Raw genomic sequence first — 14,337 nt, 5'->3', positions numbered from 1 at the left:
AATAATGCATTGGGGTAATATTGAAGAAATTGCCGAACAACTCGAAGAACATTGTAGCGATCAGTATAATGAAAAAAAAATTTCATTATTAAAGCTAGAGAAACTGATTAGAGATTTAAAGGACTTTGAAGATGGAGAGAAAAAAGTCGAAGAAGTTACATTAGAAGAAATTTTAGACAAATGGGAAGAATTACGTGAAGAAATTAGAGAAATCGATTAAGTAGCTTTTGAGTTATTTTCAGACATTTATAAATTAACTTTATAAAAATACATTATAATCAATAAAAATATAGCAACTGCCTGAAAAAAAACTCTTAAAGTCATTAACTTTGAACTAAATTTCTTATCAAACTTTCCTTCGATAGCCATCGACACTACCCCTATAATAAGAACCGCAACGGTTAAACCAATCGCAATTAATAACCACATCATAATTTATTACCAATATATCACTTCCCACACAAAGATTATATGCTTTTTCTCTTTTAAATCAATTATCTAATATTTGAGATTTGGTTAAAAAATTCACTAATTCTTCATAAAAAATAATAATTCAAGAAACACAAATATCTAATTTATCAAATATATATAATTCAACAATTACTTTAAAAGAAAAATAGATATTAGGCTCTTGCGTTCTTATTAATTTTTGCTCAAAAATATCTAAAAATACAAATAATTTAATTTTCTGCACGCAAGAACCTAGAGTATTTTGAGAAACCTCATCCTATTGCTAAAATATTTATTAATGCTCACGACGGAACATGACTTGCTCCATGCAAATTTACTTAAATTAAGCCTTCTGAGTTACACTATATATATTATCTATCAGTTTAACAAAAGCACCATTTCCTAAAACATTAGCACAAGTGATCACAGGATCAAATGAGATATAAAGAGCTGTAATCAGAGATATCATATTAGTATTAAAACCTAGATATTATTCAAGTATAGGGAACATTACAATAATTCCGCCACCTGGTACAGCTGCTACTGAAAATTTTGCCAATATAAAATAAAAAGTAAAAATAAAATAATTAAATAAAGTAGGTTCAGCTAATCCATAACTTTTTAGTATAGCATAAGCCAAAATCGGTATGGCAAAACAATCGCCAACAAGATGAATATTGACTGTTATTGGTACAACGGTACGAACGAGTGCTTTATTATTTGTATTATTTTCCGCTTCTATTATACTAAGTGGCATACTTATAACACTAGACATTGCACTAAATCCACTTATAGACGCTGGCATCATATTACTGAGGCTAGCTATGAATTCCTTAACTCGACAGTTACTTAAAATAAGCAAGAAAGATATAACCAAACTGAGCAAATGCGACCGTCACAAAAATGAACATATAATCTTTAATAATTATATCTAATACTTCATCAAACTGTAGTTTTACGATAAAGCCCATTATAAATATAAGGGAATTATATAGATAAACAATCACAATATTTGTGCAACAAATGCTTCTAGCTTACAAGCAAATCCAATTACAACTTCAGCACACAATTTTGAGGAAATAAAGCCTAAGATAATACTACTAAATACGATTTTATCATTAGAAATAATATTAGGAAAATTAAGCAACCATAAAGGCTTTAAGCTATCATTTTCTATAGGAGAGATCATTGATAAATCGAATTGATATATGTATATACCTACATAATGACTTATGAAGGTAGAACAAAAATTAGACCCACATACTAGTAATAATATTAAGAAAACTATACGTGTTGCATCTTTGGCTCGCATTACAACAGATTTAAAAAGTAAGCCAAAAATAATTAAAGGCAGAAATAATCCAATTATAGATTTAATAGATAGATTTATTAAATACACTAACCTTTGTACTTCTAAACTCATTAGTGGGTTTAACAATATGATAGCTATATAATAGCCATTAAAATAAGTGGCATTTTACGCAACATAAAACTTACCTAATAATAATTAGTTAATTTAAATAGATGGATATCATTAAAAGAAAGATATAGAGATATTGTTACCGGCTTAGATCGGTTGTAGTAGTAAAAAAGACTGGAAAGTTAATATTTGCATATTCATAAATTCAATATACAGTTGTTATAGAGAGAAAAATTAGTGTTGCAATACTTTTCTAGAAGTTCTTTGGGGGGTATTATTAACTAAAAGCAGATCAATTAATAAATTAACTTCATTGCGAGGAAAATTACAAAGTAATTTGTACGTCCACAATCTCAGGAGTTTTATTATTTCATGAGATTGCCACGTAGCCTATGGCTGCTCGCAAGGCATTGTTGCGTGAATCAATTTCACCTCTGCCATCCCGTGGCTTGACCACGGGGTGACACAGTGGGTTTTACCGGTCCACGCAACAATACCTCCTCGCAATGACGACTTAGGTATCTATGCAAAATGCTTTCGCAAGAATGACATCGAGAACTTTTTAAGAACTATGCGGGAATAACAACGCCTCAGCCCTTACACCTCTTCAGATTGCTCTAATCCCTCTTCCTCTAACTCACTATCTTCTTCACTTTCAGAAGTTTCAGCAATTAAAGAGACAGACACGACTTTTTCACCATCATCTAGCTTAAATAGGATTACGCCGCTAGTGTTACGTCCCGTAATACGTACTGACTCAAGTTTACAGCGAATTAACTTACCTCTATTGGTAATCAGCATTAACTCATCATCTATTTTAACCGGCATAACACCGACGACTAAACCAGTTTTGTCGTTAATATCCATATTGATTATACCGCTGCCGCCACGGTCAGTAATTCTATAACCATAAGCTGAGCTTCTCTTACCAAAACCGTTCTCAGTTACGGTTAAAATGAATTCTTCGGAATTTGCCATTTCCAAAATAGCCGGGGCAGTTAAGCTTACGCCAAGTTCTTCAGGATTAAACGCCTCACCTTTAGCAATCTCTAATCTCTGCTCCCACGGCACGGATAAATAAACATCTCTATCCTCTTTTGTACTACTAATACCTTTAAGCACAGTCATAGAAATTACGGAATCCTCTGTGGCAAGCTTCATACCTCGTACCCCATCGGAAGTACGGCTCTTAATAACACGCAGCGATTCAACAGGGAATCTTAAAGCTTTACCGGCTTTGGTAGCAAGTAAAATATGCTCGTCTTCTTTACATGGTTTTACGTCTATTAATTTATCGTCCTCATCAAGCCTAATAGCAATTTTACCGTTCGACTGAAGCTTTTTGAAATCTAATAAATCGCTTCTTCTGATATTACCCTTGGCAGTTGCAAACACAATGTTTAAATTATCCCTCTCATCCTGATTTTCAGGTAGCGGCATAATATTCGTAATATGCTCATTTGCTTTCAACGGTAACATATTAACCATCGGTCTACCCTTACCCTGCGGATTACTTAAAGGCAGTTTATACAGTTTTAAACTATAAACCTGACCGATATTTGAGAAGAACAACATAGGAGTATGGGTACTACCGACAAAAACTTGCGTGGTAATATCTTCATCACGCATTGAAAGCCCTGATCTTCCTTTACCGCCACGTTTTTGCGCACGATAGCTACTTAGAGGTACACGCTTGATATACCCGCCAAGCGTTACGGTTACAACCATTTCTTCACGCTGAATTAAATCTTCTATATCTTGATCAAATTCGCCGAATTCAATTGAAGTAAGACGAGGAGTCGCAAATTCTTCTTTAACTTTAATGAGCTCTTCCTTTAAAATTTTAAGTAACCTTGTACGAGAGCCGAGTATATTAAGATATTCGGTGATTTCCGTAGTGAGGTTCTTTAAATCCTCTTCAAGCTTGTTTTTCTCCATAGCGGTCAGGCGTTGCAATCTCATTTCTAAGATTGCCTTGGCTTGCACTTCGGTAAAGTTACATTTACCCTGCTCGTTTAACATTGCTTTATCATCAACCAACTTTACAAGAGGTAGGATATTTAATGCTTCCCACTGACGAGCCATTAATTCTTGTTTAGCTGCATTCGGGTCATTTGAAGCTTTAATAATACGTATTATTTCATCGATATTACTAACAGCAATAGTTAGTCCTAGTAAAATATGAGCTCTATCTCTTGCTTTATTGAGTAAATATATAGTACGGTTAGTAATTACCACTTCCCTAAAACTAACGAAAGCTGCAATTACTTCTTTCAAACTCATCACTTTCGGTAGCCCGTCTTTAAGAGCAAGCATAATAACACCGAAGCTAGTTTGTAGCTGCGTACATGCGTATATTTGATTTAAGACTACTTCAGCAACTACGTCTTTCTTTAACTCAATAAAAATCCTTACACCGTTTTTATTCGATTCATCACGTAAATCACTTATACCTTCTATACGCTTTTCCTTAACCATTTCAGCGATTTTCTCAACGAGCCTTGCCTTATTTACCATATACGGTATTTCGGTAATAATAATTGCTTGACGGCTATTACCGATATTCTCAATCTCGGCTCGACCTCGCATAATGATACTACCTCTACCGGTAAGATATGCCGATCTAATACCGCTAATGCCTAAAATCATTGAACCTGTAGGAAAATCCGGTCCTTTAACAACTTCAAGTAAATCTAATATTTCTATATCGTTATTATCTATATATAAACAACACGCATCGATAACCTCACCAAGATTATGAGGCGGAATATTAGTTGCCATACCGACCGCAATACCTCCGCTACCGTTCACCAATAAATTGGGAAACATTGCAGGAAGTACGGAAGGCTCTTCTTCAGAACCATCGTAATTAGGGTTAAAGCTGACAGTCTCTTTATCGATATCCTCTACGAGCTTATGCGAAACTTTGGCCATTCGAGATTCGGTATATCTCATTGCTGCCGCCGCATCACCGTCCATCGAGCCGAAATTACCCTGCCCGTCTACAAGCGGTAAACGCAAGGAAAAATCTTGTGCCATACGTACTAACGCGTCGTAAATAGCACTATCGCCGTGCGGATGGTATTTACCCATCACGTCACCGACTATTCTAGCGGATTTTCTATAAGGTTTACTAGCATGATTACCGGCTTCATGCATGGAATAGATAATTCGGCGATGTACCGGCTTTAAGCCGTCCCGAACATCCGGTATAGCTCTACTTACTATAACGCTCATAGCATAATCAAGATAAGATACTTTCATCTCATCTTCGATATTTACCGGTACTAAATTAGAAGAAGATTTATCAGTCACGATTACTTAGCCTTAAATTTAATGAATTATATTTAATAATAGAGACATAATAAATTTCTTTCAAGGATTGCTTGTATTTATAATCGTGGCATTGTTGCGCGGATGCTGATGTCATTCCTGCGTGGATCAGTTTTTTCGTCATTGCGAGAAAAATTACATAGTAATTTGACGCAGCAATCTTGAGAAGAATTCCTGAGATTGCCACGCTCACTAACGTTCGCTCGCAATGATGACTTGATATCCACGCAACAAAACCTCCGCGGGAATGACATCGAGCTGGTTTTACCAAACCACTTAATAAAGCTTGTAGTTGATATAATGATAAATTTTAAGAATGTTCCTCTTCTTGCTGTTTATACCAAAGTTCGGCATAATAGCCTTTGTGCTGTAGCAAGGTTTTATGGTTGCCCCGCTCAACTATATAACCGTTATCTAAAACGATCATCTCATCTGCATCGATAATCGTTGAGAGTCTATGGGCAATGATAAGGGTAGTATGGTGAGCCGAGATCTCTTTAAGGCTTGCTTGAATTAGCTTTTCGGTTTTAGTATCAAGCGAACTTGTTGCCTCATCAAAAACATATATTGCTGGATTTTTTAAGATGGTTCTTGCAATTGCAATACGCTGTTTCTCACCGCCCGAAAGCTTTAAGCCTCTCTCACCTACCTGCGTCTCATACCCTGCGGGTAACGTGCTAATAAACTCATGAATATGAGCATTTTTTGAGGCTGCTATAACTTCATCGTAGCTTGCTGCATTATTACCGTATGCGATGTTGTAATATATCGTATCGTTAAACAGTACCGTATCTTGCGGGACAATTCCAATAGATTTACGCAGCGATTGTTGCGTAACTTCTCTTATATCCTGACCATCAATAGTAATATTGCCGCTATTAATATCGTAAAACCTAAAAAGCAAGCGTGATATCGTCGATTTCCCTGCCCCGCTACTACCGACTACTGCTAAAGTTTTACCGCTCTTGATCGTAAAACTTATATTATGTAAAATCGGACATTCCTGATTATAAGCAAAGCTAACATTATCGAAACTAACCTCACCTTTTAAGATAATTAGCTCCTTAGCGTTCAAAGCATCCTCTACTTCTGCCGGTATATCAAGCAGCTTAAACATATCTTCCATACTAACTAGAGCGTTTTTAATTTCTCTATAAGCAAAGCCAAGTATTGAAAGCGGAATTGATAGCTGCAATAGATAAGTATTAACCATTATTAAATCGCCGACTGTCATTTTATTTTGGTTAATAGCATTTGCTGAAAGTATCATAAGGCTAACAAGCCCTAAGGATATTATAACATCCTGCCCGATATTTAAAATTGATAGGCTGTTAGTAGTTTTAGTAGCTGATTTTTCATAAGTTTGTAAAGCCTCATTAAACTTTATCGCCTCATATTCTTCATTACCGAAATATTTAACGGTTTCAAAATTCAGTAAACTATCGATTGCTCTATTATTGGCGGTGTTATCGCTTTGGTTCATTTCCCTTGCAAAAGAAATACGCCAAGTACTGATTAGGCAAGTATAACCAACATAAACTATCATTGTTATTAAAATAGTTACGGCAAACCAAATACCGTAAATATACCATAACATCCCGCTTACTAATATAATTTCTACGCTTGTCGGAAAAATATTAAATAACGAATACCGCAGTACCGCTTCAATACCTTTAGTACCACGCTCTATTGACCTACTTAAGCCCCCTGTTTTTCTAGTAATGTGAAAACGCATACTTAAATTATGCATGTACTTAAAGACATTTAGAGCAACTAAGCGAGTTGCTTGATGCCCTACTTTTGAAAAAATGATATTTCGTAATTCACTGAAAATTTGAACAAGTATTTTTGTTCCGCCATATGCAACAATAATCCCGATAATAACCGAAAGAGCAAAGTTTTTATTTAGCCCATCTATTATATATTTATAAACAATAGGAACGAAAATATTTATTACTTTAGCTATGACTAGACAAATAAGAGAGGTAACAATACGCAGGCGTATATCAAAATCCTTCGACCATAAATACGGCAGAAGTAGATAGAATGAATTTTTGCGAGTTTTGTTTTTGGACATTTTGAAGTTTTTGTAGTTTTCAGCATCATTGCGAGCGACCATAGGGAGCGTGGCAATCTCATGAAATAATAACAAACTCCTGAGATTGCTTCGTAATTTCCTCGCAATGACGTTTTTATTAATTACACTCCGGCAGCAGGTGAAGTCTTCTTTGGCTGATTTTCTAACAGCTTATCTAGCCTTCTCTCTTTTTCAAGATCAAACAGAGCATCACAACCGCCAACATGCATATTATCTATAAATATCTGCGGGACGGTCTTTTTTCCACCGGATTTCTTAATAAATTTTTCTTTCTCTTCCTGAGTAAAATTACTTACTTCAATTTCCTCATAAGCAACATTTTTCTCATCAAGTAATGCTTTAGCTTTTATACAATAAGGACAACTAGCGAGAGTATAAATAATAATTGTGTATAATCTAGCTTTATTCATAATTGTTATATTTTTTTGTTAGATTTTAATATATTATCTTAAACTATAGTTTTTAAAGCAAGTAAAAATGCATGAATAATTTTTCTATTATCTCAGAATATAAACCGGCAGGCGATCAACCAAAAGCAATAGATGAAATTATAGCAGGGTTAAGTAGCAAAAAACGCTCACAAATGTTGCTTGGTATTACGGGATCAGGCAAAACCTTTACTATGGCAAATATTATAGAGAGAACTAATCGTCCTACTCTTATTATGGCTCATAATAAAACTTTAGCTGCCCAAATCTATTCAGAGATGAAATCGATTTTTCCAAAGAATGCCGTTGAATACTTTGTCTCATATTATGATTATTACCAGCCCGAAGCTTATATAGCACGCACCGATACTTTTATAGAAAAAGACTCATCAATTAACGAACAGATTGATTTAATGCGTCATGCCGCTACAAGATCGCTATTAGAGCGTCGTGACGTTATAGTAGTTTCTTCCATTTCCTGTATTTACGGGCTTGGCTCTCCCGATTTATATTACCAAATGATGGTTAATCTAGAGCCTGGTCAAAGCTACCCTCGTGATCAGCTACTAAACGATTTGATAAATCTACAATATGAGCGTAACGATATCGGATTTGAGCGTGGCTGTTTTAGAGTTAAAGGCGACAACATCGATATTTTCCCCTCACATTACAGCGATAAAGCTTGGCGTTTATCGTTTTTCGGTAATGAACTCGAATATATCCATGAATTTGATCCCCTAACAGGTGAAAAACTTGCTAAGCTCGATAAAGCTATGGTTTTTGGTAATTCACATTTTGTGATGCCTCAAGAAACAGTTAATAATGCCATATCAGGTATTGAAGAAGAATTACAAAAACGCTTAGAGTTTTTAAAGTCACAAAACAAACCACTTGAAACTCAAAGGCTAAATCAACGTACTCAATATGATCTTGAAATGTTAACGGAAACCGGCAGCTGTAAAGGCATTGAAAACTACTCTCGCTTTTTCACAGGACGTAATGCCGGTGAGCCGCCTCCTACATTATTCGAATACCTACCAGAAGATGCATTATTATTTGTTGATGAAAGCCATATATCCGTACCGCAAATTAGAGCGATGTATAACGGCGATCGAGCAAGGAAAGAAGTTTTGGTAGAGCATGGGTTTCGTCTACCCTCTGCACTTGATAACAGACCTTTAAAATTTGAAGAATGGGAAAAATTTAGACCACAAACTGTGTTTGTATCTGCAACTCCAGGACCGTTCGAGTTAGAAGAAACCGGCGGCACGGTTGTAGAATTGATTATCAGACCTACGGGGCTGCTTGATCCTGAATGTATTATCAAACCCGCTACTAATCAAGTTGAGGATTTAATTAGCGAAATTCAAACCACTATCGCTAAAGGTTTTCGTGTTCTAGTCACCACCTTAACTAAAAAAATGGCAGAAGATTTAACTGCCTATTTGCAGGAGCTAAAATATAAAACTTCTTATTTACATTCTAACGTTCATACTCTAGAGCGTATAGAGATTTTACGAGATTTAAGACAAGGTACTATTGATATTTTAGTCGGTATTAATCTATTAAGGGAGGGGCTTGATATCCCTGAATGCGGCTTAGTTGCTATACTTGATGCAGACAAAGAGGGGTTTTTGCGGTCGGAAGTATCGTTAATACAAACAATAGGAAGAGCTGCAAGAAATAGTGCGGGTAGAGTTATACTTTATGCCGATAAAATGACTAAATCTATCGATAAAGCCGTTAGTGAAACGTTGCGTAGAAGGCAAATTCAGCAGGAATATAATGAAAAACACGGCATAACCCCAAAAACCATCAACCGTGCTATTCACGCTTTAGCAGAATTTGAGAAAATCGATAGTAAGCTTGATAAAAAACAAGCTCATACTTTATTTGATAATCCTGCTAAGCTAAAAACCCATATTGATAAATTAAAGAAAGAAATGCTTAAAGCCGCAAGTAATCTTGAATTTGAACAAGCCGCAAAACTTCGTGATCAGCTAAAAACTCTAGAAGAGGCGGCACTCGAGTTGAGTTAATGGTGTGCGTTGTGGATACCAAAATCGTCATCGTCATTGCGAGGCAAAACTGTAAATTTTGACACAGCAACCTCAGGAGTTTGTTATTATTTCATGAGATTGCCACGCAGCCTACGGCTGCTCGCAATGACGATTCAGTGTCCACACAGGCAATACCATTAACAACACCTAAAACTCCTACGATGATACGGTGATAAGCCGTGTATATTAATAGCTTTGATATGTTCTTTGGTACCGTAGCCGGAATTTTTGTGCCATAAATATTGGGGAAACTTAGCACTTAAGTCTAGCATCAAACGATCCCTAGTAACTTTTGCAACAATAGAAGCCGCAGCAATCGATAATGATAAATTATCACCGTTAATTATACTGACAAATCTTTCATCCTTAAACTGCATATTACCATCAACTAACACTATTGCTGGCTCAAGGCTAAGATTTGCCACAGCAATAGAACAAGCTTTTTTAGTTGCCTCTAATATATTAATATTATCAATTTCGGTATGAGAAATAATAGCAGTTGCCCAAACATAATTACTAGTGATTTGTTCATATAGTAATTCTCTTTTCTTTTTGGAAAGCTTTTTAGAATCTTTAATGCCCGTTATAATATTGGCGTTATCTATCATAACGGCACTTGCTACTACCGGACCTGCGAGCGGTCCTCTACCTGCTTCATCTATACCTGCTACAATACAGTTATGATATTTTTTTTCAAAATGTAATAGATCTACTTCCATAATTGTATTTTTTTAATTTTTGATATATGATAGAGCAGTTTAGAATTACAAAAAAGGAAAAGTGCAAAATTATTTTCAATTATTAGGACTTCCGCAAGAGTATAATATTAATTTAAAGATATTAGAAAAGCAATATTTTGCTATGCAGGTAAAATATCATCCCGATAAAGCAAAAACTTTGCAGGAAAAGGAACAAAATCTAATTACTGCGGCTGAATTAAATAACGCTTACTCTACTCTTAAAGATGCCTTAAAGCGTGCTGAATATATGCTGCTTTTGCAAAATATAAATTTGAATGACGAAAAAACACGTAGTTTACTTTCGCCGCTAGAATTAAGCATATTCTGGGATGAAATGGAAATAATCGAAAATACTATCTTATTTAGTGATTTAGAAAAAATAAAAGACAAATATGAATTAATGAAAAAGCTTGAAATTGATTCTTTAAAACAAGCTTTTGAAGAACAAAATCTATCAGACGCAACTATAAAAACTAGCAAGCTTAAATATATTGGGACATTGCTACATAAACTGCAAGAAAAAATAAAATCATGCAAATAATAGAAATTAGGGAACTGGAGCAAGCTGATTTTAAGCAAGAACGGCAAATAGCAGTCGGTATCGATTTTGGCACTACTAACTCATTAATAGCTATTGCAGCTAACAGAAAAGTTAAAGTTATTAAATCTATAGATGATAAAGAATTAATCCCAACTACTATAGATTTTACAAGTAACAATTTTACTATAGGTAATAATAAAGGACTGCGTTCTATTAAAAGACTATTCGGTAAAACATTAAAAGAAATTCTAAATACTCCGGCACTTTTTTCGTTAGTTAAAGATTATCTAGATGTAAATAGTAGTGAGCTTAAGCTAAATTTTGCAAATAAACAACTGAGAGTCTCCGAAATTGCAGCAGAAGTTTTTATTTACCTAAAAAATCAAGCAGAAGAACAATTAAAGACTAATCTAACTAAAGCAGTAATAACAGTACCTGCACATTTTAACGATGCAGCAAGAGGCGAAGTAATGCTTGCGGCTAAAATAGCAGGTTTTGAAGTATTAAGGCTAATTGCCGAACCTACTGCAGCTGCCTATGCTTACGGCTTAAACAAAAATCAAAAAGGCTGTTATTTAGTATATGACCTAGGCGGTGGCACTTTTGACGTATCTATTCTTAATATACAAGAAGGTATTTTTCAAGTTATAGCAACAAACGGCGATAATATGCTTGGTGGCAACGATATAGATGTAGTAATTACACAATATCTTTGCAATAAATTTGATTTACCTAATTCTATAGATACTTTACAACTTGCAAAAAAAGCAAAAGAAACTTTAACATATAAAGATAGTTTTAATAACGATAACATATCAATTAATAAGCAAACATTAGAGCAATTAATTTTACCCTTAGTAGAACGTACTATCAATATAGCTCAAGAGTGTTTAGAGCAAGCAGGAAATCCAAATATAGACGGAGTTATTGTAGTAGGGGGTGCAACCCGCATTCCTTTAATAAAAGACAAATTATATAAAGCATTTAAAATAGATATTCTATCAGATATCGATCCTGATAAAGCAGTTGTATGGGGGGCTGCATTACAAGCAGAAAATTTAATAGCACCCCATACAAATTCATTATTGATTGATGTAGCACCTTTATCGCTGGGTATGGAATTATATGGCGGTATAGTTGAAAAAATCATCATGCATAATACTCCGATTCCTATTTCGGTAGTAAAAGAATTTACGACTCATGTCGATAATCAAACCGGTATACAATTTCATATATTGCAAGGTGAACGTGAAATGGCTGCCGATTGCCGCAGTTTAGCCCGATTTGAATTAAAGGGACTTCCTCCTATGAAAGCAGGATATATTAGAGCCGAAGTTACTTTTGCTATTGACGCAGACGGTATATTATCCGTTTCTGCTTATGAAAAAATCAGCAATACATCACATGCTATAGAAGTAAAGCCAAATCACGGTATTGATAAAACGGAGATTGATATTATGTTAGAAAACGCGTATAAAAATGCTAAAATAGATTATACTACAAAATTATTACAAGAAGCAGTAATTGAAGCAGAGGCTTTAATCTTTAGCATAGAACGTGCTATAGCGGAATTAACAACTTTATTATCGGAAAGTGAGATATCTATAATTAATTCTTTATTAGATAATATAAAAGAAGCCGCACACGCTAGAGATCGGATCTTAATTAATAATTCTATTAAAGAGTTTAAATCCAAAATAAAAAAATCTATGGATACAAAGTTTAATATAATAATTAATGATTTGCTAAAAGGCAAAAATATCAATCAAATTAAATAGCCTCAGTTATATATAATATATTATCTATAATCGAATTAATTTAGATAAGGAAAAATAAGAAGAATGTCAGGAAAAATAAAAGTAACATTTATTATAAATGATGGAGCAGAAAAAACAGTAGAAGCACCAATAGGGCTTTCTATTTTAGAAATTGCCCATAGTAACGATCTAGACCTTGAGGGAGCTTGTGAAGGATCGCTTGCTTGTGCTACTTGTCACGTTATTTTAGAAGAAGAATTTTACAACAAATTAAAAAAACCTACGGAAGCAGAGGAAGATATGCTTGACTTAGCCTTTGGTCTTACCGATACTTCTAGATTGGGATGTCAAATTATTTTAACCGAAGAATTAGACGGCATAAAAGTACGCCTTCCTTCTGCTACTCGTAATATAAAATTATAATGGATTAAAAAAGTGATACGTAAAATACTTCTTTTTGTGTTTTTAGCCTTTACTATAATATGGTTTGCAACTGCATATACTATAAAAAATAACGTTGTAAGTTTAATTAAGAATTCTGAATCCGATAATCTTAAAATATCTTATAATGCAGTTAAGTTTTCAGGCTATCCTTTTAATTGGAAAATTACCGTAACGGATCCTAAAGTAAAATTAATTGATCATGTAAATTCTAAAGAATTTACATGCGAAAATATTGTCCTAAATATAGCTTTTAGTACTAAAAGCGCCGCTCTTAATTGCGGTCCTTTTATTAGAGAAGTCGATAATTACGGCGACAAAACATTTACCTATGATGTACGCAGCGATGATGACATAAAGGGTATAGGAAAATTTAATAAACCTTTATATAAAATATCAAAAGATGAGAATTTAAAAGAAATATTAAAATCAATTCAGTTAAATAATAAAGCATTATTGATATTTAAAGATAATCAAGAAATCTTTAAAATTAATGATTTAGCATTTCTTATAAGAAAACAGAATTTAGCAAGTGAGGAAAATATATCCTTATTTTTAAACATGAATTATTATTCAGAAAAAGACATTTTGAATTTTAAAAATGCTAATTTAGATATTGCTGCTTCTTTAAAATTTGCTGAAGACGGAGAAGATTCAGCTATTTTACAAAATTTTAATATAGAAAGATTTATTTTCACTTGTGATAATGATTCTAAAGTTAATTTAAACGGTACTTTACAACTCTTTGCCAATAAATTACCGAAAGGAAAACTATATTTTGAGCTGGAAAATTATAATTCCATAGTTGATAAATTATTACCGAATAATATTATTTTTTCTAAGAAAATAATTAAAACAATTATTGCTAAAGCAATTAATAAAGCTTCCGACACACAATTAAATACAGAACAAAACGATTTAAATTCGGCTTACAACAATATAGAAAAAGCCAAGTTTGATATTGAGTTTTCAGACAAAGGAATAAATATCGGTTCTATTAATTCATTAGAACTAAAACTTGGTGAACATAAAGAAGACCAAAATACCGCAAATAATTCAAATTAGTTTT

The 14,337-nt window shown here is 33.9% G+C and carries 13 protein-coding genes and 2 pseudogenes; 7 read left to right on the top strand and 8 right to left on the bottom strand.

Features of this window, described 5'->3' with window-relative positions; genetic code table 11:
- The first annotated feature begins 4 nt into the window (after nt 1–4).
- Nucleotides 5–220, top strand: a complete 216-nt coding sequence (locus RGRA_RS0102000) for a Fe-S cluster assembly protein IscX (protein WP_017443239.1) — start codon at nt 5–7, stop codon at nt 218–220.
- 26 nt (nt 221–246) lie between these two features.
- Here RGRA_RS0102000 and RGRA_RS0101995 read toward each other — a convergent pair whose 3' ends face one another.
- The 4 genes and pseudogenes from RGRA_RS0101995 to RGRA_RS08425 all read right to left on the bottom strand — a co-directional run bounded on the left by RGRA_RS0101995 (nt 247) and on the right by RGRA_RS08425 (nt 1,639).
- A complete protein-coding gene (locus RGRA_RS0101995) occupies nt 247–432 on the bottom strand; it encodes a twin transmembrane helix small protein (protein ID WP_010976936.1) in 186 nt (61 codons plus the stop codon).
- Nucleotides 433–553: 121 nt separating this feature from the next.
- Entirely contained in the window at nt 554–694 is a 141-nt protein-coding gene (locus tag RGRA_RS08440; RefSeq protein WP_017443238.1) for a hypothetical protein, read from the bottom strand.
- Between the two features lie 99 nt (nt 695–793).
- Nucleotides 794–1,312: pseudogene (locus RGRA_RS10220) on the bottom strand (cation:dicarboxylate symporter family transporter).
- A 141-nt stretch (nt 1,313–1,453) separates the two neighbouring features.
- Entirely contained in the window at nt 1,454–1,639 is a 186-nt protein-coding gene (locus RGRA_RS08425; protein WP_236609760.1) for a transporter, read from the bottom strand.
- A gap of 43 nt (nt 1,640–1,682) precedes the next feature.
- Here RGRA_RS08425 and RGRA_RS10215 point away from each other — a divergent pair.
- Nucleotides 1,683–1,951: pseudogene (locus tag RGRA_RS10215) on the top strand (hypothetical protein).
- A 516-nt stretch (nt 1,952–2,467) separates the two neighbouring features.
- Here the strand turns inward: RGRA_RS10215 and gyrA are convergent.
- The 3 genes from gyrA to grxC all read right to left on the bottom strand — a co-directional run bounded on the left by gyrA (nt 2,468) and on the right by grxC (nt 7,711).
- On the bottom strand, nt 2,468–5,185 hold the full coding sequence (gene gyrA, locus RGRA_RS0101965) for a DNA topoisomerase (ATP-hydrolyzing) subunit A (protein ID WP_017443307.1): 2,718 nt from the start codon (nt 5,183–5,185) through the stop codon (nt 2,468–2,470).
- 328 nt (nt 5,186–5,513) lie between these two features.
- Nucleotides 5,514–7,280 (bottom strand): ABCB family ABC transporter ATP-binding protein/permease, encoded by a 1,767-nt coding sequence (locus RGRA_RS0101960; RefSeq protein ID WP_034419545.1) that lies wholly within the window; start codon nt 7,278–7,280, stop codon nt 5,514–5,516.
- A gap of 122 nt (nt 7,281–7,402) precedes the next feature.
- Nucleotides 7,403–7,711, bottom strand: a complete 309-nt coding sequence (gene grxC, locus RGRA_RS0101955) for a glutaredoxin 3 (protein WP_017443305.1) — start codon at nt 7,709–7,711, stop codon at nt 7,403–7,405.
- 71 nt (nt 7,712–7,782) lie between these two features.
- Here grxC and uvrB point away from each other — a divergent pair, with 71 nt between their 5' ends.
- Nucleotides 7,783–9,768 (top strand): excinuclease ABC subunit UvrB, encoded by a 1,986-nt coding sequence (gene uvrB, locus RGRA_RS0101950; RefSeq protein ID WP_017443304.1) that lies wholly within the window; start codon nt 7,783–7,785, stop codon nt 9,766–9,768.
- A gap of 158 nt (nt 9,769–9,926) precedes the next feature.
- Here the strand turns inward: uvrB and RGRA_RS0101945 are convergent, their stop codons facing one another.
- Nucleotides 9,927–10,508 carry a ribonuclease HII gene (locus RGRA_RS0101945; RefSeq protein WP_017443302.1) on the bottom strand — a complete coding sequence of 194 codons (582 nt, stop codon included), beginning with the start codon at nt 10,506–10,508 and terminating at the stop codon, nt 9,927–9,929.
- A 61-nt stretch (nt 10,509–10,569) separates the two neighbouring features.
- Here RGRA_RS0101945 and hscB point away from each other — a divergent pair, with 61 nt between their 5' ends.
- The 4 genes from hscB to RGRA_RS0101925 all read left to right on the top strand — a co-directional run bounded on the left by hscB (nt 10,570) and on the right by RGRA_RS0101925 (nt 14,333).
- Entirely contained in the window at nt 10,570–11,070 is a 501-nt protein-coding gene (gene hscB / locus RGRA_RS0101940; protein WP_004996487.1) for a Fe-S protein assembly co-chaperone HscB, read from the top strand.
- Nucleotides 11,061–12,848 (top strand): Fe-S protein assembly chaperone HscA, encoded by a 1,788-nt coding sequence (gene hscA, locus RGRA_RS0101935; RefSeq protein ID WP_017443301.1) that lies wholly within the window; start codon nt 11,061–11,063, stop codon nt 12,846–12,848. Before hscB ends, hscA begins: the two co-directional genes overlap by 10 nt.
- Before the next feature lie 63 nt (nt 12,849–12,911).
- Nucleotides 12,912–13,250, top strand: a complete 339-nt coding sequence (locus RGRA_RS0101930; protein WP_017443300.1) for a ferredoxin family 2Fe-2S iron-sulfur cluster binding protein — start codon at nt 12,912–12,914, stop codon at nt 13,248–13,250.
- A gap of 12 nt (nt 13,251–13,262) precedes the next feature.
- Entirely contained in the window at nt 13,263–14,333 is a 1,071-nt protein-coding gene (locus tag RGRA_RS0101925; RefSeq protein WP_017443299.1) for an RP198 family tick cell line-upregulated protein, read from the top strand.
- Nucleotides 14,334–14,337 lie beyond the last annotated feature (4 nt).

The organism is Rickettsia gravesii BWI-1, assembly GCF_000485845.1.
Lineage (GTDB): Bacteria > Pseudomonadota > Alphaproteobacteria > Rickettsiales > Rickettsiaceae > Rickettsia > Rickettsia rickettsii.
Note: the sequence above shows the minus strand (reverse complement) of the source record. Positions and strands in the feature narration are given on the sequence as shown.